Origin of the sequence: Pseudomonas sp. COW5, from assembly GCF_026240005.1 — a bacterium.
Lineage (GTDB): Bacteria > Pseudomonadota > Gammaproteobacteria > Pseudomonadales > Pseudomonadaceae > Aquipseudomonas > Aquipseudomonas kribbensis.
Genome location: NZ_JAPHVP010000001.1, coordinates 1,666,695 through 1,690,752 on the forward strand (window position 1 = coordinate 1,666,695; position 24,058 = coordinate 1,690,752).

At 61.6% G+C, this 24,058-nt stretch carries 24 protein-coding genes; 11 read left to right on the plus strand and 13 right to left on the minus strand.

Features of this window, described 5'->3' with window-relative positions:
- Positions 1-31 precede the first annotated feature (31 nt).
- The 6 genes from OQ248_RS07620 (at position 32) to OQ248_RS07645 (ending at position 4,593) form a co-directional block, all read left to right on the plus strand.
- Positions 32-664, plus strand: a complete 633-nt coding sequence (locus tag OQ248_RS07620) for a TetR family transcriptional regulator (RefSeq protein WP_007950628.1) — start codon at positions 32-34, stop codon at positions 662-664.
- Positions 665-868: 204 nt separating this feature from the next.
- Positions 869-1,369 carry an urease accessory protein UreE gene (ureE, locus tag OQ248_RS07625; RefSeq protein ID WP_265812483.1) on the plus strand — a complete coding sequence of 167 codons (501 nt, stop codon included), beginning with the start codon at positions 869-871 and terminating at the stop codon, positions 1,367-1,369.
- Complete coding sequence (locus tag OQ248_RS07630) at positions 1,366-2,040, plus strand: urease accessory protein UreF (RefSeq protein ID WP_265812484.1); 675 nt, start codon at positions 1,366-1,368, stop codon at positions 2,038-2,040. Before ureE ends, OQ248_RS07630 begins: the two co-directional genes overlap by 4 nt.
- Positions 2,041-2,063: 23 nt before the next feature.
- Complete coding sequence (gene ureG, locus OQ248_RS07635; RefSeq protein WP_007950645.1) at positions 2,064-2,678, plus strand: urease accessory protein UreG; 615 nt, start codon at positions 2,064-2,066, stop codon at positions 2,676-2,678.
- Between the two features lie 27 nt (positions 2,679-2,705).
- Positions 2,706-3,278, plus strand: a complete 573-nt coding sequence (locus tag OQ248_RS07640; protein WP_102620118.1) for a HupE/UreJ family protein — start codon at positions 2,706-2,708, stop codon at positions 3,276-3,278.
- 181 nt (positions 3,279-3,459) lie between these two features.
- A complete protein-coding gene (locus OQ248_RS07645) occupies positions 3,460-4,593 on the plus strand; it encodes an AGE family epimerase/isomerase (RefSeq protein ID WP_265812485.1) in 1,134 nt (377 codons plus the stop codon).
- A 38-nt stretch (positions 4,594-4,631) separates the two neighbouring features.
- On the opposite strand, the gene OQ248_RS07650 is transcribed toward OQ248_RS07645, so the two are convergent.
- The 10 genes from OQ248_RS07650 to OQ248_RS07695 form a co-directional block, all read right to left on the minus strand.
- Complete coding sequence (locus OQ248_RS07650; RefSeq protein WP_265812486.1) at positions 4,632-5,537, minus strand: cation diffusion facilitator family transporter; 906 nt, start codon at positions 5,535-5,537, stop codon at positions 4,632-4,634.
- Between the two features lie 174 nt (positions 5,538-5,711).
- Positions 5,712-6,476: an SDR family oxidoreductase gene (locus OQ248_RS07655; protein ID WP_115076362.1), complete on the minus strand. Its 765-nt coding sequence runs from the start codon at positions 6,474-6,476 to the stop codon at positions 5,712-5,714.
- A gap of 757 nt (positions 6,477-7,233) precedes the next feature.
- Positions 7,234-7,950: an ABC transporter ATP-binding protein gene (locus tag OQ248_RS07660; protein WP_007950655.1), complete on the minus strand. Its 717-nt coding sequence runs from the start codon at positions 7,948-7,950 to the stop codon at positions 7,234-7,236.
- Positions 7,947-8,819 carry an ATP-binding cassette domain-containing protein gene (locus OQ248_RS07665; protein ID WP_065258801.1) on the minus strand — a complete coding sequence of 291 codons (873 nt, stop codon included), beginning with the start codon at positions 8,817-8,819 and terminating at the stop codon, positions 7,947-7,949. The genes OQ248_RS07660 and OQ248_RS07665 overlap by 4 nt, the downstream gene beginning before the upstream one ends.
- Positions 8,816-10,117, minus strand: a complete 1,302-nt coding sequence (livM, locus tag OQ248_RS07670) for a high-affinity branched-chain amino acid ABC transporter permease LivM (protein WP_085711177.1) — start codon at positions 10,115-10,117, stop codon at positions 8,816-8,818. The genes OQ248_RS07665 and livM overlap by 4 nt, the downstream gene beginning before the upstream one ends.
- Before the next feature lie 3 nt (positions 10,118-10,120).
- Complete coding sequence (locus tag OQ248_RS07675) at positions 10,121-11,035, minus strand: branched-chain amino acid ABC transporter permease (RefSeq protein WP_007950661.1); 915 nt, start codon at positions 11,033-11,035, stop codon at positions 10,121-10,123.
- A 145-nt stretch (positions 11,036-11,180) separates the two neighbouring features.
- The gene (locus OQ248_RS07680) at positions 11,181-12,314 is read right to left on the minus strand and encodes an ABC transporter substrate-binding protein (RefSeq protein ID WP_085711176.1); all 1,134 of its coding nucleotides are present in this window, start codon (positions 12,312-12,314) and stop codon (positions 11,181-11,183) included.
- Between the two features lie 364 nt (positions 12,315-12,678).
- The gene (locus tag OQ248_RS07685; protein ID WP_265812487.1) at positions 12,679-13,962 is read right to left on the minus strand and encodes an FAD-binding oxidoreductase; all 1,284 of its coding nucleotides are present in this window, start codon (positions 13,960-13,962) and stop codon (positions 12,679-12,681) included.
- Between the two features lie 173 nt (positions 13,963-14,135).
- On the minus strand, positions 14,136-15,626 hold the full coding sequence (locus OQ248_RS07690; RefSeq protein WP_265812488.1) for an aldehyde dehydrogenase family protein: 1,491 nt from the start codon (positions 15,624-15,626) through the stop codon (positions 14,136-14,138).
- A gap of 10 nt (positions 15,627-15,636) precedes the next feature.
- Positions 15,637-15,789: a hypothetical protein gene (locus tag OQ248_RS07695; protein WP_158593104.1), complete on the minus strand. Its 153-nt coding sequence runs from the start codon at positions 15,787-15,789 to the stop codon at positions 15,637-15,639.
- Between OQ248_RS07695 and OQ248_RS07700 the strand changes: the two genes are divergently transcribed.
- The 3 genes from OQ248_RS07700 (at position 15,788) to nadE (ending at position 18,856) form a co-directional block, all read left to right on the plus strand.
- The gene (locus OQ248_RS07700; RefSeq protein WP_119429434.1) at positions 15,788-16,693 is read left to right on the plus strand and encodes a LysR family transcriptional regulator; all 906 of its coding nucleotides are present in this window, start codon (positions 15,788-15,790) and stop codon (positions 16,691-16,693) included. The two genes, OQ248_RS07695 and OQ248_RS07700, sit on opposite strands and share 2 nt — an antisense overlap.
- A gap of 107 nt (positions 16,694-16,800) precedes the next feature.
- Positions 16,801-18,024 carry a nicotinate phosphoribosyltransferase gene (gene pncB, locus OQ248_RS07705; RefSeq protein WP_114881226.1) on the plus strand — a complete coding sequence of 408 codons (1,224 nt, stop codon included), beginning with the start codon at positions 16,801-16,803 and terminating at the stop codon, positions 18,022-18,024.
- Between the two features lie 4 nt (positions 18,025-18,028).
- On the plus strand, positions 18,029-18,856 hold the full coding sequence (gene nadE / locus OQ248_RS07710) for an ammonia-dependent NAD(+) synthetase (RefSeq protein WP_007950678.1): 828 nt from the start codon (positions 18,029-18,031) through the stop codon (positions 18,854-18,856).
- Positions 18,857-18,912: 56 nt separating this feature from the next.
- Here the strand turns inward: nadE and azu are convergent, their stop codons facing one another.
- A complete protein-coding gene (gene azu / locus OQ248_RS07715) occupies positions 18,913-19,359 on the minus strand; it encodes an azurin (protein ID WP_065258792.1) in 447 nt (148 codons plus the stop codon).
- A gap of 339 nt (positions 19,360-19,698) precedes the next feature.
- Here azu and OQ248_RS07720 point away from each other — a divergent pair, with 339 nt between their 5' ends.
- Positions 19,699-20,286 (plus strand): TIGR00730 family Rossman fold protein, encoded by a 588-nt coding sequence (locus tag OQ248_RS07720; RefSeq protein ID WP_192552781.1) that lies wholly within the window; start codon positions 19,699-19,701, stop codon positions 20,284-20,286.
- Between the two features lie 68 nt (positions 20,287-20,354).
- Positions 20,355-20,534, plus strand: a complete 180-nt coding sequence (locus OQ248_RS07725) for a hypothetical protein (protein ID WP_085701299.1) — start codon at positions 20,355-20,357, stop codon at positions 20,532-20,534.
- Positions 20,535-20,603: 69 nt separating this feature from the next.
- Here the strand turns inward: OQ248_RS07725 and OQ248_RS07730 are convergent, their stop codons facing one another.
- A complete protein-coding gene (locus OQ248_RS07730) occupies positions 20,604-21,497 on the minus strand; it encodes a transglutaminase family protein (protein WP_265812489.1) in 894 nt (297 codons plus the stop codon).
- The gene (locus OQ248_RS07735) at positions 21,497-23,983 is read right to left on the minus strand and encodes a circularly permuted type 2 ATP-grasp protein (protein WP_265812490.1); all 2,487 of its coding nucleotides are present in this window, start codon (positions 23,981-23,983) and stop codon (positions 21,497-21,499) included. Before OQ248_RS07735 ends, OQ248_RS07730 begins: the two co-directional genes overlap by 1 nt.
- Positions 23,984-24,058: the final 75 nt, after the last annotated feature.

Sequence of the window (24,058 nt, forward strand, 5' to 3'; positions counted from 1 at the left end):
CGCTTGTCTTGCCTAAGAACACACCCTTGCGATGCTGCCCCGCGCCGAACAGAAACAACAGACCCGCAACGCCCTGATGGACGCTGCCCGCCACTTGATGGAAAGCGGCCGAGGATTCGGCAGCCTGAGCCTGCGTGAAGTGACGAAAACCGCCGGCATCGTGCCCACCGGTTTCTACCGGCATTTCGCCGACATGGACGAACTCGGCCTGGTACTGGTCAGCGAAGTCGGCCAGACCTTCCGCGAAACCATCCGCCTGGTGCGCCACAACGAATTCGTCATGGGCGGCATCATCGATGCCTCGGTGCGGATTTTCCTCGACGTGGTCAGTGCCAACCGTTCGCAATTCCTGTTTCTGGCCCGCGAGCAATACGGTGGATCGCTGCCGGTGCGTCAGGCGATTGGCCGTTTGCGGGAGGACATCAGCTCCGACCTGGCAGCGGACCTGGCCTTGATGCCCAAACTCCAGCACCTCAATCGCGAGGGACTGAGCGTGATGGCCGACCTGATCGTCAAATCGGTGTTCGCCACCCTGCCGGACATCATCGACCCGCCGGCCGAAGCCCTGCCCGAACATCTGACGCCCCAGGCGAAGATCACCCAGCAGTTGCGCTTCATCTTTATCGGGTTGAAGCACTGGCAAGGGCTCGGCAGTACCGAGTGAGAAAGCAAAAAATCGCAGCCTGAAGCTGCGATTTTTTTTGCGCCGCAAATTGGTGCATGTAAAAAACTTCATGCACCAAAACACCTCACAATCCTGCAACATCTTGAAACATCCGCTAGTCTCCGACAGGGTTTTCCTACGTCTCGTCCGATTGGCAAGCCCCTTGCTCTAGCCTGAGCATTGTTCTTAGCAGGAAGCTTTCCGATGCTGGTGATTCATCGCAGAATCGACCCACAACCCGTCTGGGCCGCCGAGTTGCACCTGATCTTCGAAGCCAGGAGCAAAAGCCGCCTGCGCTGTTTCAGTGCCGAAGGCGAAGACGTCGGACTGTTTCTGGAGCGCGGCCAGCCGCCGCTGCATGACGGCGAATGCCTGCAGGCTGAAGATGGCCGGATCGTCCGGGTCTGCGCCCGCCCCGAACAACTGCTGCACGTCACCTGCGCCAATGCCTTCGAACTGACCCGCGCGGCCTATCACCTGGGCAATCGCCATGTGGCGCTGCAAGTCGGTGACGGCTGGTTGCGCCTGCTCGACGATTACGTACTCAAAGCCATGCTTGAGCAACTCGGTGCGCAGGTCGAATCCATCGAAGCCCCGTTCCAGCCGGAATACGGCGCCTACGGTGGCGGCCATCACCATTCGCGGCACGGTGAAGAAGATTTCAACTACGCGCCGAAACTGCATCAGTTCGGCGTCCGTTTGTGAACCCGGCCTGGGCGCTGTTGCGCCTGGCCAGTCCGCAACTGCCGATTGGCGGCTACAGCTATTCCCAGGGTCTGGAGATGGCTGTGGATAACGGCCGAGTGAATAACCCGGACAGCGCCCGGCGCTGGATCAGCGATCAATTGCTGCTCAACCTCGCCCGGTTCGAGGCTCCCCTGCTACTCGCCCATTGCCAGGCCGCCGCGGATGAAAACTGGGATGACCTGCTGCGTATCTGCGAAAGCCACCGCGCCAGCCGCGAAACCCGCGAGCTGCATCTGGAGAGCCGGCAGATGGGCTACTCGTTGCAGCAATTGCTCAACGGCTTGCCGGAACTCGATCAGGCCGCGCGGGACTTTCTCGAACACTGCGCCGAACCGCACCTGGCCCTGTGCTGGGCACTGGCGGCCCGCGCCTGGCAAATCAGCCCGCAGGACGCCCTCGCCGCCTGGCTGTGGAGCTGGCTGGAAAACCAGCTCGCGGTGCTGATGAAAACCCTGCCGCTGGGCCAGCAAGCCGCCCAGCGCCTGACCAGCGAACTGCTGCCGCTGTTGCAACAGGCCCAGCAGGACGCCACCCGAATCAATCCCGAACACCTCGGCAGCGCCGCGTTCGGTCTGTCCCTGGCGTGCATGGCCCACGAGCGCCAGTACAGCCGCCTGTTCCGTTCCTAGGGCCTTTCAGTCTGGAGAATCACATGAACACACAACCTCTGCGCGTCGGCATCGGCGGCCCGGTCGGTTCCGGCAAAACCGCGTTGACCCTGGCCCTGTGCCTGGCGCTGCGCGAGCGCTACAACCTGGCGGTGGTGACCAACGACATCTACACCCGTGAAGACGCCGACTTTCTGGTGCGCAACGAAGCCCTGGCGCCGGAACGCATCATCGGCGTGGAAACCGGCGGCTGCCCGCACACGGCGATCCGCGAAGACGCGTCGATCAACCTCGAAGCGGTGGATCAACTGAACCGGCGCTTTCCGGGGCTGGACCTGATTCTGGTGGAGTCCGGTGGCGACAACCTTTCCGCGACCTTCAGCCCGGAACTGTCCGACCTGACCATCTACGTGATCGACGTGTCGGCCGGCGACAAGCTGCCGCGCAAGGGCGGGCCCGGCATCTGCAAATCCGACCTGCTGGTGATCAACAAGATCGACCTCGCACCGCTGGTCGGGGCCTCGCTGGAGATGATGAACAGCGACACCCAACGCATGCGCAACGGCAAGCCGTTCGTGTTCAGCAACCAGAAAACCGGTCAGGGCCTGGAAGACATCATTGCCTTCATCGAACGCCAGGGCCTGCTGACTGCAGCCTGATTCACTGATCAACAAGGAAGCTTCTCCATGACACTCAAACGCATTCTCGGCGCCGTCGCACTCCTGCTGACTCCGGCACTGGCCTTCGCTCACCCCGGCCATGGCGACTCTGGCCTGGTGGCCGGTATCAGCCACCCGATCGGCGGCCTCGACCATTTGCTGGCGATGGTGGCCGTCGGCCTGTGGGCGGCGCAGCAGCAAGGCGCGGCGCGCTGGGCGCTGCCGTGCACATTTGTCGGCACCATGCTGATCGGCGGCCTGCTCGGCTTTGAAGGGCTGGAGTTGCCGGCGCTGGAAAGCGGGATTGCCGCGTCGGTGCTGGCGCTGGGCCTGGCGGTGGCGCTGGCGGTGCGTCCGCCATTGGTGATGGCGGTGGCGGCGACGGCGCTGTTTGCGCTGTTCCATGGCGTGGCCCACGGTCTGGAGTTGCCGGATATGTCGAGCCCGTGGGCGTATGCCGCCGGTTTCGTGGTCGCGACAGCTGCCCTGCATGCAACGGGTTATGCGGTCGTGCGTTTTCTGCCTCAGGCTGCCGCGCCGCTGGTGCGACTGGCCGGAGCCGCTTCGGCGGTGACCGGCGCGTGGTTGCTGGCCGGATGATTTCTATCGCCTGATCAGGCCTCTTCGCGAGCAAGCTCGCTCCCACAATGGATTTGCAGTGTAAACAAAACCTGTGGGAGCCAGCCTGCTGGCGATAGCGGACTGACAGACACCGCGTCTCATCACGCCGTTGCTCTGCTACCATGTCGCGCAATCGCCCCTGCCGTGACGACGTCCGCCCATGCCCCACGCTTCCCGCTCCGCCTCCCTGCCTGAATTGACCACCCTGTTCGGTGAAGTGCAACAGCACTTTCTGGACGTGATCGTGCCCCTCTGGCAAGGATCGGGCTGGAACGCTGACATGGCGCTGCCTTACGAGGCGCTGGACGCCGCACATCAGCCACTGCTACCGCAGCGCTATCGGGCCATGGCCTGTGCACGGCAGCTGTACCTGTTTTCCAGCCTGATCGGGGTTGTGGATAACGCCGAAGTCCGCGCGGCCGCGCTGTTCCGCTCCCTGCAACGGCACTTCCACGATGCCGAGTTCGGCGGCTGGTTCTACAGCATCGACCCGCAGGGCAAACCGCTGGATCAGCGCAAGGATCTCTACACCCACGCCTTCATCCTGTTCGCCTGCGCGCACTATTGGGACAAGTCTCGCGAACCGTTGGTGGAATCGACCCTGAACGCTGCACTGGAAGTCATCGGCCGACGTTTCGCCACCGGTGACGGCCTCTACGAAGCCTGCCTCGAACGCGACTGGATCACCCTGGAAACCGGCCCGCTGCAAAACCCGCTGATGCACCTGGCCGAAGCTTTCCTGGCCACTTTGGCCGTGCGCGAGGATGGGCAGGTCAAGCAGGCGCTGAGCGAGTTATGCACAGCCATGCACAAGCACTTCGTCGATCCGCAGGCCGGTGTGCTGATGGAAAAACCGCTGGGAGCTGTGGATAACTGGTATGAGCCGGGCCATCAGTTCGAGTGGTATTTCCTGCTGGAGTCTTCGCCCCTGCTGCGCGGCTCGAAACTGCATGCCGCGCTGGACCGGGCCTTTGCCTTCACCGAGCAGTACGGCGTGGTGCAATCGTCCGGTGCCGTGCGGGCCATGCTCGATCTGAATATGGACGGGCGGCCGAAAGATTCGACCCAGCGCATCTGGGCCCAGGCCGAATACCTGCGCGCCCTGACCTTGCGCCCGGGCAGCGAAGCCGTCGTGCTGCGCCAGTTGCAGGCATTGCAGCAGCGCTTCTTGCATGCCGGTGGCTGGCATGAATGCCGCGACGAGCAGGGCGAGGTCAGCCGCAAGGACATGCCGTCGACCACGCCGTATCACTTGGCGACCTGCTATCGCGGCCTCGCCGACTATATGAGCTGACAGCAGTGGCGAGGGAGCAACTCCCTCGCCACACAACATCAGGCAATCCACTTCCTGTCGCCGGTGAAGCTGATGGTCAGCCAGCGCGCCGCGTCCGGTTTGCCCAGCTTCGCGGAAATCTGCTCGCGCAGCACATCCAGCTCGCCGACGCTCTGCAACCGGTAATCCGCCGGCAACACCACATGAATCTCGATGAACCGCGCCCGCCCGTGCTTCTGCACGTAGGACACGTAATCGTCGAAACCATGCTCGACCTTCGCCGCCTCCATCACCTCGCGCACCTGCTCATCCAGCGTGTCCGGCGCAATGCCGAGCACATCACGCAGCGCCGGACCGAGGATCTTGAAGGCCGGCGGCAGCATGGTCAGGGCCAGCACGATCAGGATCAGCGGGTCGACGAACTTCGCCCATTCGCCATAGCCCTGGGACTTGAGCAGCAGCGCCGCGAGGAAACTGATCAACAGGCCCACCGACAGCATCGCGTCCACCAGCCAGCTGATGTTGTCGAACTGGATCAGGCTCGATTTGAGCTTGCGATTGCGGTGGCGCACGTAGAAAAAGTAGGCGAACTCGACAACGGTAAACACCGCCGCGTAGATGATCACCAGACCCAGTTCGATCTCACGACCGCCATTGATGATGCCGAACACGCCATTGAGAAACGCGTAGATCGCAATCAGCAGCAGGAAGCTGCCCTCGATCAGCAGCACCATCGGCTCCAGGTGCCAGAAACCGAACTGGAAGCGCTGGTTGCTTTGCTTGGCGATCAGCTTCGCGGTGATCAGCATCAGGACTTTGATGAACGTGGCAATCAGCGAAAAAAAGCCATCGAACAGGATGGACTGGGAACCCGAAACAAAACCGGTGGCGATCCCGGCGATCGACACGGCGAACATCAGAAGGGTCGATTGTTTGAGCAGCGACTGCTCACCTCGGTTACTCACTTTGACTCCTCGAAAAACCTTGAAAACCGCAGGGTGCGGTGGGGTTGTTGAGGGATGAGTCTACCTTACTGCCAGATTTTGGCCGATTTGCCCTCTTCGCCAGCGTGCTGGCTCCCAAATTAAAATGCAATCAATGTGGGAGCCGGCCCGCTGGCGATGGGCCGTTAAGCGGTCTTAAACCTTGTTGCGCTCGATGGCAAAACCCGCCCAGGTCTGGCTCACCGGCATCAGTTCCAGGCTGTTGATATTGATGTGCGCCGGGGCATTCAACACCCAGAAAATCGTCTCGGCGATGTCCTGCGGCTGGATCGGCTCGGCACCGGCGTAGGTCGCGTCGTAACGCGCCTGATCACCGGCGAAACGCACCAGCGAGAACTCGCTCTCGCACAGGCCCGGCTCGATGTTGCTGACGCGCACACCGGTGCCCTGCAAGTCGCAACGCAGGTTCAGCGAGAACTGCTTCACGAACGCCTTGGTCGCGCCGTAAACGTGGCTGCCCGGGTACGGGTAGTTACCGGCGATGGAACCGAGGTTGACGATGCCGGCGCCGCGACCGTGGGCGATCAGGCGTGGCAGCAACAGGCGAGTGCTGTACATCAGGCCTTTGACGTTGGTGTCGACCATGGTGTCCCAATCGTCGAGGTCGCACTTCGGTGCAGGGTCTACGCCCAGCGCCAGCCCGGCGTTGTTGATAAGTCCACGCAGTTTGGCGAAGGATGGCGGCAGGTTGGCAATCGCCTCCTCCATTGCCTTGCGATCACGTACGTCCAGCACCAGGCCATGCACTTCGGTCTGCTTCGACAGCTCGGCGCAGAGCGCGTTGAGGCGTTCTTCACGACGACCGGTCAGCACCAGTTTCCAGCCGGCCTCGGCAAAACGACGGGCGCAGGCTTCACCAAAACCGGACGTCGCGCCGGTGATAAACAGGGTGTTGGACATCGTGTTCTCCTTGCTTCGGCCACCCGGGGCAGCCATTGGAATAGAAAATCAGCAGGCAGCATGCCCGGCCCGGCATTCACGAGCAACCACCGGCTGGCGTGCATTTCTGCTCATAAATTGATCAACCCTCGCAACGCCTTGAATAGCGTGGCCTGTAGCCACATGCACGCATGTTATCCACAAGCCCTTCCACAGTTTCCGGGGGCAAGTGGAAAAGCGCAAAGCCGCGCCACACAAGGCTTTGCGCGGCAAAAGCAAAGTTTTTCGCTTGACCCTGATCCGCCGATTGTGCCGGGCAAGGCATTCTGCACGACCGACCAGTCACCACCGTGATTGCGCAGGGCCAGTAATCACGGCCCTCAGCGCAGTCTTTCCAGAGTTTAATCACAGACTTATCCACAGGCTTGCCCACATGCATTCGTCTGTTTTGCCATGGCCATAAAAAGGTTGACAAACGGGTCTCCAGCAACCGGGAAAAGCCCTGATCAAAAAACAACCGCACGCCTGCAAGCCACGGTTTTAAAGGTTCTCAGCCAGCTACTCCCACGTTATTCACAGCCGGCTCCACAGCAAACGGGGACAAGTCAAAACTGTGGAAAAACAGCCATTTGCAGCGTCTATATGTCGCGCTTTGGCAGGTTGGTGATTTTGTTTTCCACAATTTCGGGAATGGCGTGGATCGTGATCGATTCTGGATACAAAAAAGCCCCGGGACTCGCGTCTCGGGGCTCTGTATCGCTGTGGAAAACCTGAGAACTCAGTGCCCGCCGAGATAGGCGTTACGCACCTCCTCGTTCACCAGCAGTTCCTTGCCGGTGCCCGTCAGGCGGATCTCGCCGTTGACCATCACGTACGCCCGGTCGGACAGTTTCAACGCGTGGTTGGCGTTCTGCTCGACGAGGAAAATGGTCATGCCGGTTTTCGCCAGTTCCCGCAGGGTGGCGAAGATCTGTTTCACCACGATCGGCGCCAGCCCCAGGCTCGGCTCATCCAGCAGCAACAGCTTGGGACGGCTCATCAGGGCCCGGGCGATGGCCAGCATCTGCTGCTCGCCGCCGGACATGGTCATTGCCCGTTGGGTGCGACGCTCTTCGAGCCGCGGGAACAGCTCGAACATGCGCTGCATGTCTTCCTTGGCGTACTTGTCGCCAATCGGGATGGTGCCCATCAGCAGGTTTTCCTCGACGGTCATGTCGGGGAACACCCGCCGCCCTTCCGGCGACTGCGCGATGCCGTTGGAGGCAATGTAATGCGATGACTTGTGGGTAATGTCCACGCCCTGATAGAGGATCTGCCCGCCCGCCGCCCGTGGCTGGCCGAAGATAGACATCAGCAGCGTCGACTTGCCCGCACCGTTGGAGCCGATCAGGCTGACGGTTTCCCCTTCGTTGATCTGCAGCGAGACGCCTTTGAGGGCCTGGATCGGGCCGTAGAACACGTCCAGATCCTTGAGTTCGAGGATGGGTTGCGTCATACGACTTCCTCTTCGTCGGCGCCCAGGTAAGCCGCAATCACCTTCGGATCGTGGCGGATATCGTCCGGACCGCCTTCGGCGATGACGATGCCGTGGTCCAGCACCACGATGTGATCGGAAATGCTCATTACCATGCCCATGTCGTGTTCGATCAGCACCACGGTCAGATCGTGCTCGTCGCGCAGCAGCCGGATCATCGCGCTCAGCGCTTCGGTTTCCTGAGGGTTGAGGCCGGCGGCCGGTTCGTCGAGGCAGATGATCTGCGGCCGCGTGCACATGGCCCGGGCGATCTCCAGACGGCGTTGCTGGCCGTAGGACAGTTCACCGGCCAGACGGTTGGCGCAGTCCACCAGGTCCACCACTTCCAGCCAGTAGAACGCGCAGTCCAGCGCATCGCTTTCGGCCTTGCGATAGCCCTTGGTGTTGAGGATGCCGGCCAGCATGTTGCGGTTGACCCACATGTGCTGGGCCACCAGCAGGTTTTCCAGCACCGACATTTCCTTGAACAGGCGAATGTTCTGGAACGTCCGGGCCAGGCCCGCGCGGTTCACCAGGTGAGTGCCGCCGAACATCTTGTAGTACAGGCGACTGGCAAAGTTTTTCGGCGAGACGAAGTCGGTCGGTTTGAACGATTCGCCCAGCAGCTTGATGACGTTGGTCTGCTGGCCGCGCACGTTGAGTTCGATCTTGCCGCCGGAGGCTTTATAGAACCCGGTCAGGCAGTTGAACACCGTGGTCTTGCCGGCGCCGTTGGGACCGATCAGGGCGAAGATCGAATTGCGTTTGACCTTCAGGCTGACGTCGCTCAAGGCCTTGATGCCACCGAAGTGCATCATCAGTTTTTCAACAGAGAGTACGACTTCACTCATGGCGCAGTCCTCTCATAGTGAATGGCACCTTTGCGTGGAGTGACCCCGGTACGGCTGATGCGGATCAGCCCGCGCGGTCGCCAGATCATCATCAACACCATCAGGATCCCGAACAGCAGCACGCGGTATTCGGCGAAGCCGCGCAGCAATTCCGGGGCGACCGTCAGCACGAACGCTGCGATCACCACACCGATGGTCGAGCCCATGCCGCCGAGCACGACGATGGCGAGGATCAGCGCAGATTCGAAGAAGGTGAACGAGGTCGGATTGACGAAGCCTTGGTAAGTGGCGAAGAACACACCCGCCAGACCCGCCGTGGACGCACCGATGGTGAACGCCGAGAGCTTGACCAGCACGTGGTTGAGGCCCATCGAGCGGCAGGCGATCTCGTCTTCACGCAGGGCTTCCCAGGCGCGGCCGACCGGCATCTTCACCAGACGGTGCTTGATGTACAGCACGGCCAGCACCACCAGGAACAGCACCGCGTAGATGAAGTAATACTTCACGTCCGGGTTGTAGGCGATGCCGAAGAACTCGTGGAACGGCACCCCGCCATCCTTCGCCCGCTTGCCGAACTCCAGGCCGAAGAAGGTCGGCAGTGGCGCCGGCATGCCGTTCGGGCCGCCGGTCAGGGACAGCCAGTTGTTGAGGATCAGACGGATGATTTCACCGAAACCGAGGGTCACGATCGCCAGGTAGTCACCGTGCAGGCGCAGCACCGGGAAACCGAGGATGCAACCGGCAAGGCCGGCGGTGATCGCCGCCAGCGGTAGCACCGTCCAGAAACCCAGCCCGAGGTACTGATAACCGAGCGCCAGACCGTAGGCACCGATGGCGTAGAACGCCACGTAACCGAGGTCGAGCAGGCCCGCCAGACCGACCACGATGTTCAATCCCAGCCCCAGCAGCACGTAGATCAGTCCGAGGATGACCACGCCCAGCAGGTAGGAGTTGGAAACAAACGGCACGATCACCGCCAGCACGATCAGCAGCGGGATGATCCAGCGCAGCCTGGATTTGTGATCGGCGGGCAGCACGTGCACGCCGGAGCCTGTGCTTTCGAATCCTTCGAGGATTTTCAGGCCCTTGGGGGTTTGCAGGAACAAGCTCAAGGCAAAGCGGCCAGCCATGACGATGGCAATGATCCACGCCACGCGGGTCGCTTCGAGGTTGAAGCTGTAGCCGTCGAGTACCACACCGACAATCGGCCCGAACACGATCAGGGCGATCAGACCGGCGAGAATCGCCTCAACCAGGCTTTTTTTGACATCAATGGATTTTGTAGTGGTTGAAGACATCGCTTACACCTTCGACACAAGAGGACGGCCCAGCAGGCCTTGAGGCCGGAAGACCAGAACAAGTACGAGCAGCGAGAAGCTGAACACGTCTTTGTAGTCGGAGTTGACCAGGCCCGAGAACAGCGACTCGGAGATCCCGAGGATGATCCCGCCCAACATGGCGCCAGGCAGCGAGCCGATCCCGCCGAGCACCGCGGCGGTGAACGCCTTGATGCCGATGACGAAGCCTGCGTAGAAGTCGAACGTGCCGTAGTTCATGGTGATCAGCACGCCGGCCAGGGCCGCCATCGCTGCACCGATGATGAACACGTAGGAAATCACCCGGTCGGTATTGATCCCCAGGATCGAGGCCATTTTGCGGTCTTGCTGGGTGGCGCGGCACATGCGGCCGAGCTTGGTGTACTTGATCACGTAGGTCAGCAGGCCCATCCCGACGAACGCCGCGACGAGAATGAAGATCTTGGTGTAGGTCAGCTGGACGAAGCCCGAGCCGACATCGATGCGCCAGGCGCCGGTGAGCAGCGTCGGAACACCCTGTTGACGGGCGCCCTGGCTGATCTGGGCATAGTTTTGCAGGATCAGGGAGATACCGATGGCGCTGATCAGCGGTGCCAGTCGGGTGGAGTTGCGCAGTGGTTTGTAGGCGATGCGTTCGATGACCCAGCCATACACCCCCGTGACGACGATGGTGAAGACCAGTGTGCCGAGCATCAGCAGCGGGAAGGATTCGATACCGAAGTAAGCCAGCAGAGCCAGACTGATTGCCGCGAGGTAAGCGGAAATCATGTAAACCTCGCCGTGGGCGAAGTTGATCATGCCGATGATGCCGTAGACCATTGTGTAGCCGATGGCGATCAGGCCATAGACCGACCCGAGGGTCAGGCCGTTGACCAGTTGCTGCAGGAAAATACCATCCATAACGCAATCTCACGCAGTGAGAACCTGCACACCCGGGGGCGCGCGGTTCTTCTAGGAAAAATACAGATTTACGTCGGAGCAATGTCAGCCACGACCGGACTGCCCCCACAGAAGTTCTGCGGAGGTCAGCCGATCGCGTCAGCCCTTACTTCTGCTTTTCCAGCTGGTGATATTTGCCGGTCGCGTCCCACTGGTAGACCACGTAGTCGGAGACTTTCAGGTCGCCCTTGGCGTCCCAGGTCTTCTCGCCCATCACGGTTTTCACAGGGTTGGCTTTCAGCCATTTGGCAGCGTCTTCGCCCTTGTTGGACTTGGCGCCGTTGAAGCCGGCAGCCAGGGCCTGGATCGAGGCGTAGGCGTACAGGGTGTAGCCCTCAGGCTCGGTGCCGGCCTTGCGGAAGGCATCCACGACAGTCTTGCTTTCCGGCAGCAGGCGCGGGTCGGCGCCGAAGGTCATCAGCACGCCGTCGACGTATTGCGGGCCACCGGCGGTGGTCACCAGTTCGTCGGTCACGATGCCGTCGTCAGACATGAACTTCACGTCTTTCAGGCCTTCGGTACGTAGTTGCTTGACCAGTGGACCGGCTTCCGGGTGCAGGCCGCCGAAGTAGACCACGTCGGCACCGGCCGCGCGGATCTTGGTGACCACGGCGCTGAAGTCTTTCTCGCCACGGGTCAGACCTTCGTACAGCACCGGCTTCACGCCGCGTTTTTCCAGCTGTGCCTTGGTCGCATCGGCCAGGCCCTGACCGTAGGTGTCCTTGTCGTGCAGCACGGCCACTTTCTTGCCCTTGAGCACGTCGACGATGTAGTCGCCGGCGACGATGCCTTGCTGGTCGTCACGGCCGCACATACGGAACATGGCGCTCAGGCCGCGCTCGGTCACTTGCGGGTTGGTGGAACCCGGGGTGATCGCGATGATGCCGGCCTCGTCGTAGATCTCCGACGCAGGAATGGTGGAAGACGAGCAGAAGTGGCCGACCACACCGGCGACTTTCTGGTTGGTGAGGTCCTTGGCGACCGTCACCGCCTGTTTCGGTTCGCAGGCGTCATCGCCTTTGACCAGGACGATTTTCTCCCCGTTGACGCCGCCCGCCGCGTTGACCGCATCGGCCGCCGCTTGTGCCCCCTTCATGTACTGCTCGCCAAATGCCGCGTTGGCGCCAGTCATGGGGCCCGCCACACCGATTTTCACATCAGCTTGTGCAAACGCAGAAACACCCAGCGCAGTAGCCACTGCGAGGGCCAGAAAGCCTTTCTTGTAAAACGTCTGGGACATGAGGTGGTGCTCCAAGGTTTTTTTTAGTTGGCACTGCGACTTCACTGGATTGCTCAGAGCAAGGGCCGTGCCATCGGTTTTTTATTCTTCAAAAAGTCGCTGCTTTCTTGTTTTTTCGACTGTTTCGTTCCCATTTTCATTGGGCGTGCAACCGTCTAAACCGCGGAAGGTGAAACCATTTGTTTTTTCAGGCGCAACCCGCACGCGCCATCATTGCAACCGCGGCGCCAAACGACGTGCAACCAGCCTGTAACAGCCCGCGTCACCGAACTGCACACTGCTGGTGCGGGACTGCTACAACCCGCACCATTACAGGCTAGTCGCTACATCGAAAAGCGCCGCTTCCGGCAACATATTTCAACACTCAGATGACGATGCGCAGGCACTGGCCCGCGTGATACAGCGAGAACCCGGCCTCGTACAGGCAACTGCGCAGGCCAACGCCTGTCAGGGGCTGCATCGGTGCAAAGGGAATCGGCAAGGCCTGAGGATTTCCGTTACACAAGTAGTCGGCGAAGGCTTTGCCGACCACGGTGCCGGTGGTCACGCCACGGCCGTTGTAACCGGTGACGGCCACCAATCCGGGGGCTGGCTCGAACAGACGCATCAAGTGATCGGGGGTGAACGCGATGCGCCCGGTCCAGGTGCATTCCCACTCCACGGGTTTGAGATTGGGGAAGTAATGCTGCTGCACCCGGTCGGCCCAGGCCTTGAGGAACCAGGTCGGTTTCTGATTGCCGTTACCGAGACTGCCCAGCAACAGTCGCCCGTCCTTGTCGCGGCGGATACTGCTGAGCACCTGGCGGGTATCCCAGGAGCCCTGCCCGCCCGGAAGGATTTCCTGAGCCGCATCTTCGGTGAGCGGCACCGAGGCGACCTGATAGTAGTAACCGGGAAAGAAATTGCGTTTGAGTTCGGTCCAGTCGCCTTCGGTGTAGGCGTTGGAGGCAATGACCACTTGCTCGGCTTGCACCGAGCCCTGCCCGGTCTGCACCGACCATTGCTGGCCCTGACGTTCAAGGCGGGTGACCGGGGAATGATCGAACATCTGCCCGCCGAGCCCAGACACGGCTTTCGCCAGCCCGGTGACATACGCCATCGGATTGAGCGTGCCGGCACGTCGGTCCAGCAGCGCAGCGGCAATCTTTTGCGTACCGGTCGCCTGTTCACAGGCTTTGCCGGTCAGCAGTTCGACCGGCGCACCGCGGCGTTTCCACTGTTCTTCGCGACTGCGCAGATCCGCCTCGCCCTTGGCATTGTGCGCCATATGCAGGGTGCCTTCGCGGCGCAACTGGCAATCGATGTTGTATTTATCCACAAGGCTGAACACCAGCGCCGGGGCCGCACCGAGCATGCGGTTGAGCTGGCTGCCGACCGCCTCGCCGAATCCGGCTTCGATCTCGTCCGGCGGGATCCACATCCCGGCGTTGACCAGCCCGACATTGCGCCCGGAACCACCCTGCCCGGCGCGATGAGCTTCGAGCACGCAGACGCTTTTGCCCTTCTCCAACAGATGCAGCGCCGCCGACAGCCCGGTAAACCCGGCGCCGATCACACAGACATCGACTTTGACCTCGCCCCTGAGCGCCGGGTTATCCGGTCGTTGCGGCGTGAGTTTTTCCCACAGACATTCTTCGCGTAACGGCATTGCCAGACTCCAACAGAAACCTAACAAACACACAGTTCAACAATGTGGGAGCGAGCCTGCTCCGGACGACGCTCCGACGAAAGCGGCGTTTCAGCCAACTTTAATGTCGACTGAACCACCGCATTCGCGGGCAAGCCCGCTCCCACAAGGGGATCTCCATTTGACCGAAGGGATCAGTCGAATGTGATGCCCTGCGCCAGCGGCAACTCCAGCGAGTAGTTCACGGTGTTGGTCTGGCGGCGCATGTAGGCGCGCCAAGCATCCGAGCCCGACTCGCGACCGCCACCGGTTTCCTTTTCACCGCCAAACGCGCCGCCGATTTCCGCGCCACTCGGGCCGATGTTGACGTTGGCGATGCCGCAGTCGCTGCCGACTGCCGACATGAATTTCTCGGCCTCGCGCACATCAGTGGTGAAGATGCACGACGACAGGCCTTGCGGCACGGCATTGTTCAGGCGCAGCGCCTCGTCGAAATCGCTGTAGCCGACCACGTACAGGATCGGTGCGAAGGTTTCGCTGCACACCACATCGCTCTGCTCCGGCATTTCAACGATGGCCGGCGACACGTAGTAGGCGTTGGGGAACTGGTCTTCCAGTTGGCGCTTGCCACCGAACACCCGGCCGCCCTCGCTCAGCGCTTGTTCCAGCGCGTCCTGCATGTTTTCGAAGCTGTGTTTGTCGATCAGCGGGCCGATCAGGTTGCCTTCCAGCGGGTGACCGATCCGCACCTTGGAGTACGCGGCTTTCAGGCGGGTGACGATTTCTTCTTTCACCGACTCATGGGCGATCAGGCGACGCAACGTGGTGCAACGCTGACCGGCAGTGCCGACGGCGCTGAACAGGATGGCGCGCACGGCCATGTCCAGATCGGCGCTCGGGCCGAGGATCATCGCGTTGTTGCCGCCCAGTTCGAGAATGCTGCGGGCAAAGCGTGCCGCGACTTTCGGCGCCACTTCGCGGCCCATGCGGGAGCTGCCGGTGGCGCTGATCAGCGCGACACGCGGGTCATCCACCAGCGCTTCGCCGGCATCGCGGCCACCGATGATCACCTGGCTCAGATGCGCCGGGGCATCGCTGAAATTCTTCAGTACGCGCTCGAACAGCGCCTGGCAGGCCAGTGCGGTCAACGGCGTTTTTTCCGACGGTTTCCACACCACCGGGTTGCCGCAGACCAGCGCCAGCGTGGTGTTCCACGCCCACACCGCGACCGGGAAATTGAACGCACTGATCACGCCGACCACGCCCAGCGGGTGCCAGGTTTCACGCATGTGGTGGCCCGGGCGCTCGGAGGCGATGGTCAAACCGTACAACTGACGGGACAGGCCGACGGCGAAGTCGCAGATGTCGATCATCTCCTGCACTTCACCGAGGCCTTCCTGGGTGATCTTGCCCGCTTCCCACGACACCAGCTCACCGAGGTCGGCCTTGTATTCACGCAGGACTTCGCCGAATTGGCGCACCAGCTCGCCGCGACGCGGCGCCGGCACCTTGCGCCATTGTTCGAACGCATGATCTGCGCGACTGATGTGCTGCTCGACTTCGGCCGGGCCTTCCCAGTTCACGGCGCCGATGCGGCTGCCGTCGATGGGCGAATGCACCGGCACTTTGCCGTTCTGGTACAGGGCCGGGTTCACACCAAGACGATCAAGCAATGCGGCAACCATGGGGCACTCCTCAAGCAAAAAACTGAATGTGTGCGGTCGCGCCTTCACGACCGGGCAGGCCTTTAGTTGTAGCTTCAGGAAGGCCATGCAACAAACGACCTTTACGCGAGATATCATTCCGTTTATTCATGCTGCGCAGAAAGACAAGAAAAGGATCGCCCATGCTGAACAAACGCCACTTGCCGTCGATCACCGCGCTGCAGTGCTTCGAGGCCGTGACCCGGCACCTGAGTTTCACCCGGGCCGCCGAGGAACTGAACCTGACCCAGAGCGCTGTCAGCAAGCAGGTGGCGCAGCTCGAAGAATTGCTGCAGCACTTGTTGTTCCGTCGGGTACGCCGCCGTTTGCAGATGACCCCGGCCGGCGATCTGTACCTGGTGGAAGTCAGAAAAATCCTGACCCAGGTCGAGATGTCGACCCATTACCTGCGTTCCTACGGCGGCGAGACCGAAGTCCTGCGCGTCTCCACACCCTCGACCTTCGGCGCCCGCTGGCTGGTGCCGCGCCTCAAGGGCTGGCGCCTGCGCCATCCGTCGATTCATCTGGACCTGTGCAACGAGCAGGAGGCCGATGACTTGCTGCAAGGGCGCAGCGACCTGGCGTTCTATTTCGGCCAGGGTTCACGCCCCGGCACCGAGTGCCTGAAGCTGTTCGGCGAAGAGCTGGTTCCGGTGTGCGCGCCCGGCAGCCTGCCGGACACGCCGTTGACTGATCCAACGCAACTCACCGATCTGGTGCTGCTGCAGAATGCTTCGCGCCCGCAAGCGTGGCACGACTGGTTCGACAGCCAGGGCCATCAGACCGAGCACAGCTACCACGGCCCGCGCTTCGAAACCTTTTATATGTGCATCCGCGCGGCGCAGGTCGGCTGCGGCGTAGCGTTGCTGCCGAGGTTTCTGGTGGAAGAGGAATTGGCCGACGGCAAACTGGTCATTCCCTGGCAGCATGCAATGCCCAGCACCGACGCGTATTACCTGGCCTACCCGGAACACGCGGCGGAAGTGCCCAAGGTGCGGGATTTCGTGAAGTGGATGCTGGAGCAGATCGACAGTCCTGACGCGGTCTGAGGGCCGGTGCCGGGATAAAAATCGCTGGCAATCCACACCCCGGATATGCGCCACTAGCGCCATTGATTGATACCGCGCCAACGCGCGGCCCGCCTGGAGACCCCGTTATGAGCGAGAGTGTGTTTGCCGATCGCATCGTGCAGAACCTGCTCGACACCGACTTCTACAAACTGACGATGATGCAGGCGGTGCTGCACAACTACCCCAACGTCGAAGTCGAATGGGAGTTCCGTTGCCGTAACAGTGAAGATCTGCGCCCGTATCTGGCGGAGATCCGCTTCCAGGTCGAGCGTCTGGCCGAGTTGAGCCTGAGCGCCGATCAGTTGAGTTTTCTCGAGCGCATCTCGTTCCTCAAACCGGATTTTTTGCGGTTTCTCGGTCTGTTCCGCTTCAACCTGCGTTACCTTCACACCGGAATCGAGAACGGCGAGTTGTTCATCCGCCTGCGCGGGCCGTGGCTGCATGTGATTCTGTTCGAAGTGCCACTGCTGGCGATCGTCAGCGAAGTGCGCAACCGCTATCGCTACCGCGAAACCGTGCTGGAACAGGCCCGCGAGCAGCTGTACCGCAAGTTCGACTGGCTGACCGCCAACGCCTCGTCTGAAGAGTTGTCGCAGTTGCAGGTCGCCGATTTCGGCACACGCCGGCGTTTTTCCTACCGTGTGCAGGAAGAAGTGGTGAACGTGCTCAAGCATGATTTCCCCGGACGTTTCGTCGGCACCAGCAATGTGCACCTGTCCCGCGAACTGGACATGAAACCCCTGGGCACCATGGCTCACGAGTGGATCATGGCGCATCAGCAACTCGGCCCGCGTCTGATCGACAGCCAGATCGCCGCCCTCGATTGCTGGGTCCGCGAGTACCGCGGCTTGTTGGGGATCGCCCTGACCGACTGCATCACCACCGACGCGTTCCTCGGCGATTTCGATCTGTTCTTCGCCAAGCTGTTCGATGGCTTGCGTCACGACTCCGGGGATCCGGTGCAGTGGGGCGAAAAATGCATCGCCCACTATCACAAGCTCGGCATCGACCCGATGAGCAAGACCCTGGTGTTCTCCGACAGCCTGACGCTGCCCAAGTCGCTGGAGATCTTCCGGGCGCTGCGCGGTCGGATCAATGTCAGCTTCGGCATCGGCACCAACCTGACCTGTGACATTCCGGGTGTCGAACCGATGAGCATCGTGCTTAAAATGACCGCCTGCAACGGCCAACCGGTGGCGAAGATCTCCGACGAGCCGGGCAAGACCCACTGCAAAGACCCGAATTTCGTCGCCTATTTGCGACACGTTTTCCAGGTTCCTGCCGTTTCCAGCCTTTCTAGCAAGGAGTGAATTCATGCAAGCCGTACAGCGTGAGATTGCTGAACAGCTCAACGTTCAGCCGCCGTTCGCCGATTACCAGGCCCTTGAAGCGGAAGTCGCCCGACGCATCACCTTCATCCAGGATTGCCTGACCAGTTCCGGGCTCAAGACCCTGGTGCTGGGCATCAGCGGCGGTGTCGATTCGCTGACCGCCGGTCTTTTGGCCCAGCGCGCCATGCGTGAACTGCGCGAGCGCACCGGAGACGAGGCCTACAAGTTCATCGCCGTGCGCCTGCCGTACGACGTGCAGTTCGATGAACACGACGCCCAGGCCTCGGTGGACTTCATCGCCCCGGACGAGCGCCACACCGTCAACATCGGCCCGGCAGTAAAATCCCTGGCCAGCGAAGTCGCAGCCTTCGAAGGCAAGCACGCGGTGTCGGTGGATTTCGTGCTCGGCAACACCAAGGCGCGGATGCGCATGGTCGCCCAGTACACCATCGCCGGCGCGGCCCACGGCCTGGTGATCGGCACCGACCACGCGGCGGAAGCGGTGATGGGTTTCTTCACCAAGTTCGGTGACGGCGCCTGCGATCTGGCACCACTGAGCGGTCTGGTGAAAAACCAGGTCCGGGCCATCGCCCGCAGCTTCGGCGCACCGGAATCGCTGGTGGAAAAAGTGCCGACGGCGGATCTGGAAGACCTGTCGCCGGGCAAGCCGGATGAAGCGTCCCACGGCGTGACTTACGCCGAGATCGATGCCTTCCTGCACGGCGAGCCGGTGCGTCAGGAAGCGTTCGACATCATCGTCAACACCTACAAAAAGACCCATCACAAGCGGGTCATGCCGTTTGCGCCTTGAATTTCAGGCATAAAAAAAGCGTCCCTCGGGACGCTTTTTTTTGGACTGCGGTTTTCTTACTTCACAACCACTGTGCCTTTCATCATCGAGATGTGGCCAGGGAACGAGCAGAAGAAGCCGTAATCGGTGCCGGCTGCCAGTTTCGATACATCGATGGTCAGCGAGTCTTTTTCGCCGGCGCCGATGATCTTGGTGTGGGCGATAACGCGCTCGTCACCGTCCTTCAGGTAGTTCTTGTCGATGCCGGCGGCCAGGCCGTCGGTGGCGATCGGCTGCATGTCAGCGGTCTTGCTGACCACCAGGTTGTGGCCCATGACGTTCTTCGGCAGGCTGCCGGAGTGGGTCAATTCGACGGTGAAGGTCTTGCAGCTCTTGTCGATCACGATCTCCTTGGTGTTGAAGGACATCTGGTCGGTGGAGTCAACGGTGGTTTTGCACTCGGCAGCCATCAATTGGCTGCTGGCCAGCGCCAGCAGGGATACCGCAACAACTTTGGAAAACATGGTGAATCTCCAAGGCAGGGTTAACAAAAACACGAATGGTGGAAAGACTGCCTGAAATCTTCGCAAGTTCCTATGACTTGAGTCAAAAATTGTATACAACTTTCAGGCTATGACACTCATCGAAACAATCTAACAGCCAGACGTTTGGCCGGGACGTATCTTCAGGGCTCAACTCAACTGGAGCATCAGTCATGTCCTTCAACAGCCTGTTGTGCAGTCTGCTCGCCGCCTACGCCTGTGGCGCCAGCGGCACCTGTGAAACCCCGAAACGCGAAGTCTAGCCCTTGGATCGAGGCGTGCCAGCCATTACCCTGTGACGGATTGACCCAGGAGGAAGGCATGTCTCTCACATCCGTTTGTGTATTTTGCGGTGCCAACGCCGGCACCACCCCGGCGTACACCGAAGCCGCCATCGCCCTCGGCACCGCCATTGCCGAGCGCAAGCTGAAGCTGGTTTACGGCGGTGGCGCCGTGGGTTTGATGGGGATTGTCGCGGACGCCGCACTGGCCGCCGGCGGCGAAGTGATCGGCATCATTCCGCAGAGCCTGATGGACAAGGAAATCGGTCACAAGAATCTGACGCGCCTGGAAGTGGTCGACGGCATGCACGCGCGCAAGGCACGCATGGCCGAACTCAGCGATGCGTTCATCGCCCTGCCCGGTGGCCTCGGCACGCTTGAAGAGCTGTTCGAAGTCTGGACCTGGGGCCAGCTCGGTTACCATGGCAAGCCGCTGGGCCTGCTGGAAGTGAACGGCTTCTACAGCAAACTCACGGCATTTCTCGATCACATCGTCGGCGAAGGCTTCGTTCGCGCACCGCACCGTGACATGCTGCAAGTGAGTGAATCGCCGCAAACGCTGCTCGATGCCCTTGACCAGTGGCAGCCAACCGTCACGCCAAAGTGGGTCGACCAGAAACCCGGTTAACCCCCGGGCACCGATACAGGGCAGAATACGCGCCGCTCAACCTCACCTTCGACCCCAGAGGATCGCCCATGGCCAAACCCAATTACTCCTTCGCCAAGCGTCAGCGTGACCTGGCCAAGGAACAGAAGAAAGAGGAAAAGCTTCAGCGCAAGAAACAGATGGCTGAAGAAGCGGCACTGAACCCTGACGGTGAAGTGGCGACCGATGATGATGTCGAGGCACCGAAAGACCAGGCACCCGAGGCCTGAGCAATACCGCAGGACCACTGAACGCAAAACCGGCAGGAACGGGCTCGCCCGCCCCTGCCGTGTGCTTCGTCACTCATTCAGTGGCATCACCGTGACCCGCACCTCCGGATCATGGCTCCCCCCTCCCAGAATCACCCCGCGCAACGGCGACACATCGGAGAAATCCCGGCCCCAGGCCAGGGTGATGTGCTCCAGTGCCGGTTGCACATTGTTGGTCGGATCGAAATCCACCCAGCCCAGCACCGGACAAAACACCGACACCCAGGCATGGGACGCATCGGCGCCGATCAGTCGCGGTTGCCCCGGTGGCGGCCGTGTCAGCAGATAACCGCTGATGTAGCGCGCCGCCAGCCCTCGGGAACGCACGCAGGCCAGCATCAGGTGGGCGAAGTCCTGACAGACCCCGCGCCGCCGCTCCAGCACCTCGACCAGCGGCGTCGCGACTTGCGTCGCCTCGGCATCGAAGGTGAACTCGTCGAAGATCTTTTCCATCAACGCCTGCACGCCCAGCAGCAGCGGTCGTCCGGGCGGGAAACAGCTTTCGGAAAACTCGACGAAACTGCGCTTCAAGTGAACGTAGGGTGACTGAAACCGGTAACGACACGCCTCCAGAAGCTCAGCGGACAACGGCTGACTGCTGTAGGTCAGCGCATTACGGGTCTGCTCCCAGGCCGGGGACAGATTGAAATCGAGCGCCGGCCGCGCCAGCACCTCGACCGTCAGCCGTGCATTGACCTGCAATTCATCATGAGGCCGCTCAAACGCCAGGCGCGTCAGCGGATTGCCGAACACGTCCTGCTCGTCACGACGCGTGGTCGGATCCGGGCTGATCAGCAATTGCTGCTCGGTGCAACGCTGCCAGGCGCATTCGCGAGGCCACAGGTGCGCAAGCTGCTGTGCCAGGGAGACCGGGCTGTCGTAGTGATAGCAGGTGTCGTGAAGGATCTGGTAGTGGGCATTCATCAGACGGACACCGTACGCTGGCTGACATCATCGACATGGGCGAAATGGCGCAGGGCCAGACGATCGGAGACCTGGCCGCTGGCGTCGGCGATGTCTTGCAGCAGATCCGCCAACCCTTCGAGCGCGGCACGCACGCTGGATTCGCCGAACAATGGATTTTCCAGGCAACCCAGATCGAAGCGCGCCAGACGTTCGACCAGTGCTGGCAACCCGGCCTCCCTCGGCACACCAAAATCATCGTTCAGACGCTTGAGGGTGCGCGTCACCAGTTTCAACTGGAACAGCACCGCATGGGGGTTCTGCTCGTCCAGCAACAACAGGTCGAGCACCGGGATCAATTGCGCCACCGCCAGATAACGCGAGCGATAGGTGATGCTGCTGTTGCCCAGCTCCAGCAACCATTCCAGCCCCGCTTGATCGAACGCCCCGGCGCCACGCAGGAAACCGGCGAGGCTGCTGCTGAGAAATTGCAGGCGTTCGATCCGCCGGCCAATCATCAGAAAGCGCCAGCCTTCGTCGCGGGTCATGTCGTCGAGGGCAAACCCGGACAGCGCCGCCAGCGACATCACCAGCCGGTTGAGAAAATCCAGCAACTCGCCGAAGTCCGGCTCGTCGGTGTCCAGCTCCGTCGCCTCGCGCTGCAATTCCACCAACGCCTGCCAGTTCTCCCGCGAGAGCTTGCCGCGCACCTGCGACGCCGCCCACTGCAAGCGTTGCAGGTTGGAACGCAGGCTGAACGACCAGTCCTCGCCAAGCAAGGCCGCGAGCAAGCGCTCTGGCAGCTCGCCTTCGTCCGGCAGCAGCATCAGCCGCTCGCCGAGCGCCACGGCAGCCTGCAGGGCCTGCGGGTCATCGCCGTCGACGTAGCGCGCCAGCATGATCCGCAACAGCCGCGCGCTGTCGTCGCAGCGCTCGCAGTAACGGCCGAACCAGAACAGGTTTTCCACCACCCGCGACGGCAGGTACGGATCGCGGCGTACCAGATCGTGCACACCGATATTGCGCTGGGTCTTCCATTGCTCACCGCTTGGCGGCCGGTCGCCCAGCACCCAGGTGTCCTTGCTCGCGCCACCGCGCTGCATCGACACCACTTCGGCATCGGCCTCGGCCGCCACCCGGGTCAGGCCGCCGGGCAACACCCGATAACCGTCATGACTGGCCACCGCATACATGCGCATGCCGATGGCACGAGGCTGCAACTGGCCGCCCTCGGGTTGCCAGATCGGTGCGTGGGACAGTTGCGCAAGTTCTTGCGCGACATAGGCATAAGGCCGGGCCTGCATGCGCTCGGCGAGGCTCCGGCGCTGCTTTTCACTCAGATCACGCCCGAAAACGGGGGCGAAGCTCTGGGAGGGAAAGGCCGGTTTGATCAGCAACTCTGGCAGTTTCTCCAACGCCTGGGCCAGCACCGGCGCCTCACCGCACCACCAGGTAGCGATGGAAGGCAGGATCAGCTCTTCACCGAACAGGTACTGATTGATCTTCGGCAAAAAGCCCAGCAGCCCTGGCGATTCCAGCACACCGCTGCCCAGCGCATTGGCCACCAGCACCCGGCCCTGACGCACGGCCTCGAGCAATCCGGGAACGCCCAGCGCCGAATCCGTACGCAGTTCCAGCGGATCGCAGAAATCATCGTCGAGCCGGCGCATGATCGCGTGAACCCGACGCAGGCCACTGAGGGTTTTCAGGTAGACCGTGGCATCACGTACCGTCAGGTCGCCGCCCTCCACCAGCGGATAACCGAGCTGGCGCGCCAGATAAAGATGTTCGAAATAGCTTTCGTTGAAACGTCCCGGGGTCAGCAACACCACCAGCGGCGCGTCATCGTCGCAGGGGGCCTGACGGGCCAGGGTTTCCTGCAAGGTGCGGAAGAACCCGGCCAGGTGCTGCACCTTCAGATCCCGGTACAACTCGGGGAAGGCCCGGGACACGATGGTGCGGTTTTCCAGTGCATAACCGGCACCCGACGGTGCCTGGGTACGATCCGCCGTCACCCACCAGCGCCCGTCCGGCGTGCGCGCCAGATCCACGGCATACAGATGCAGAAAGGCCCCGTCCGGGGGCGCAATGCCCTGACAGGGCCAGAGAAAGTTGTTGTGACCGAATACCAGTTCCGCCGGCAGCAGCCCTTCGCGGATCAACTGCTGCGGGCCATACAGATCTGCCAGCACCGCATTGAGCAGGCGAGCACGCTGGACGATCCCGGCCGACAGTTGTTGCCACTCATCGTCTGCGATCACATGGGGCAGCAGATCCAGCTCCCACGGACGATCCGCGCCCTTGGGGTCGGCATACACGTTGTAGGTGACACCGTTTTCCTGAATCTGCCGGGTCAGCAGCGCCTGACGCTGCACCAGTTGCGCCGGGGTGCTGCGCTGCAATTGGTCGAACAGTCGCTGCCAGTGCGGACGCACCGCTCCGCCGGCGTCGAGCAGTTCGTGGTAAGTGCCCGCCGTGAGCGGGTAGCGGTCAAGCAGGTCAGGCATGGAAAGCTCGGCAGCCGGCAAGGAACGGTCAGACTAACGCAGGCACATGACGCCCGGATATACGAAAAATCCGGG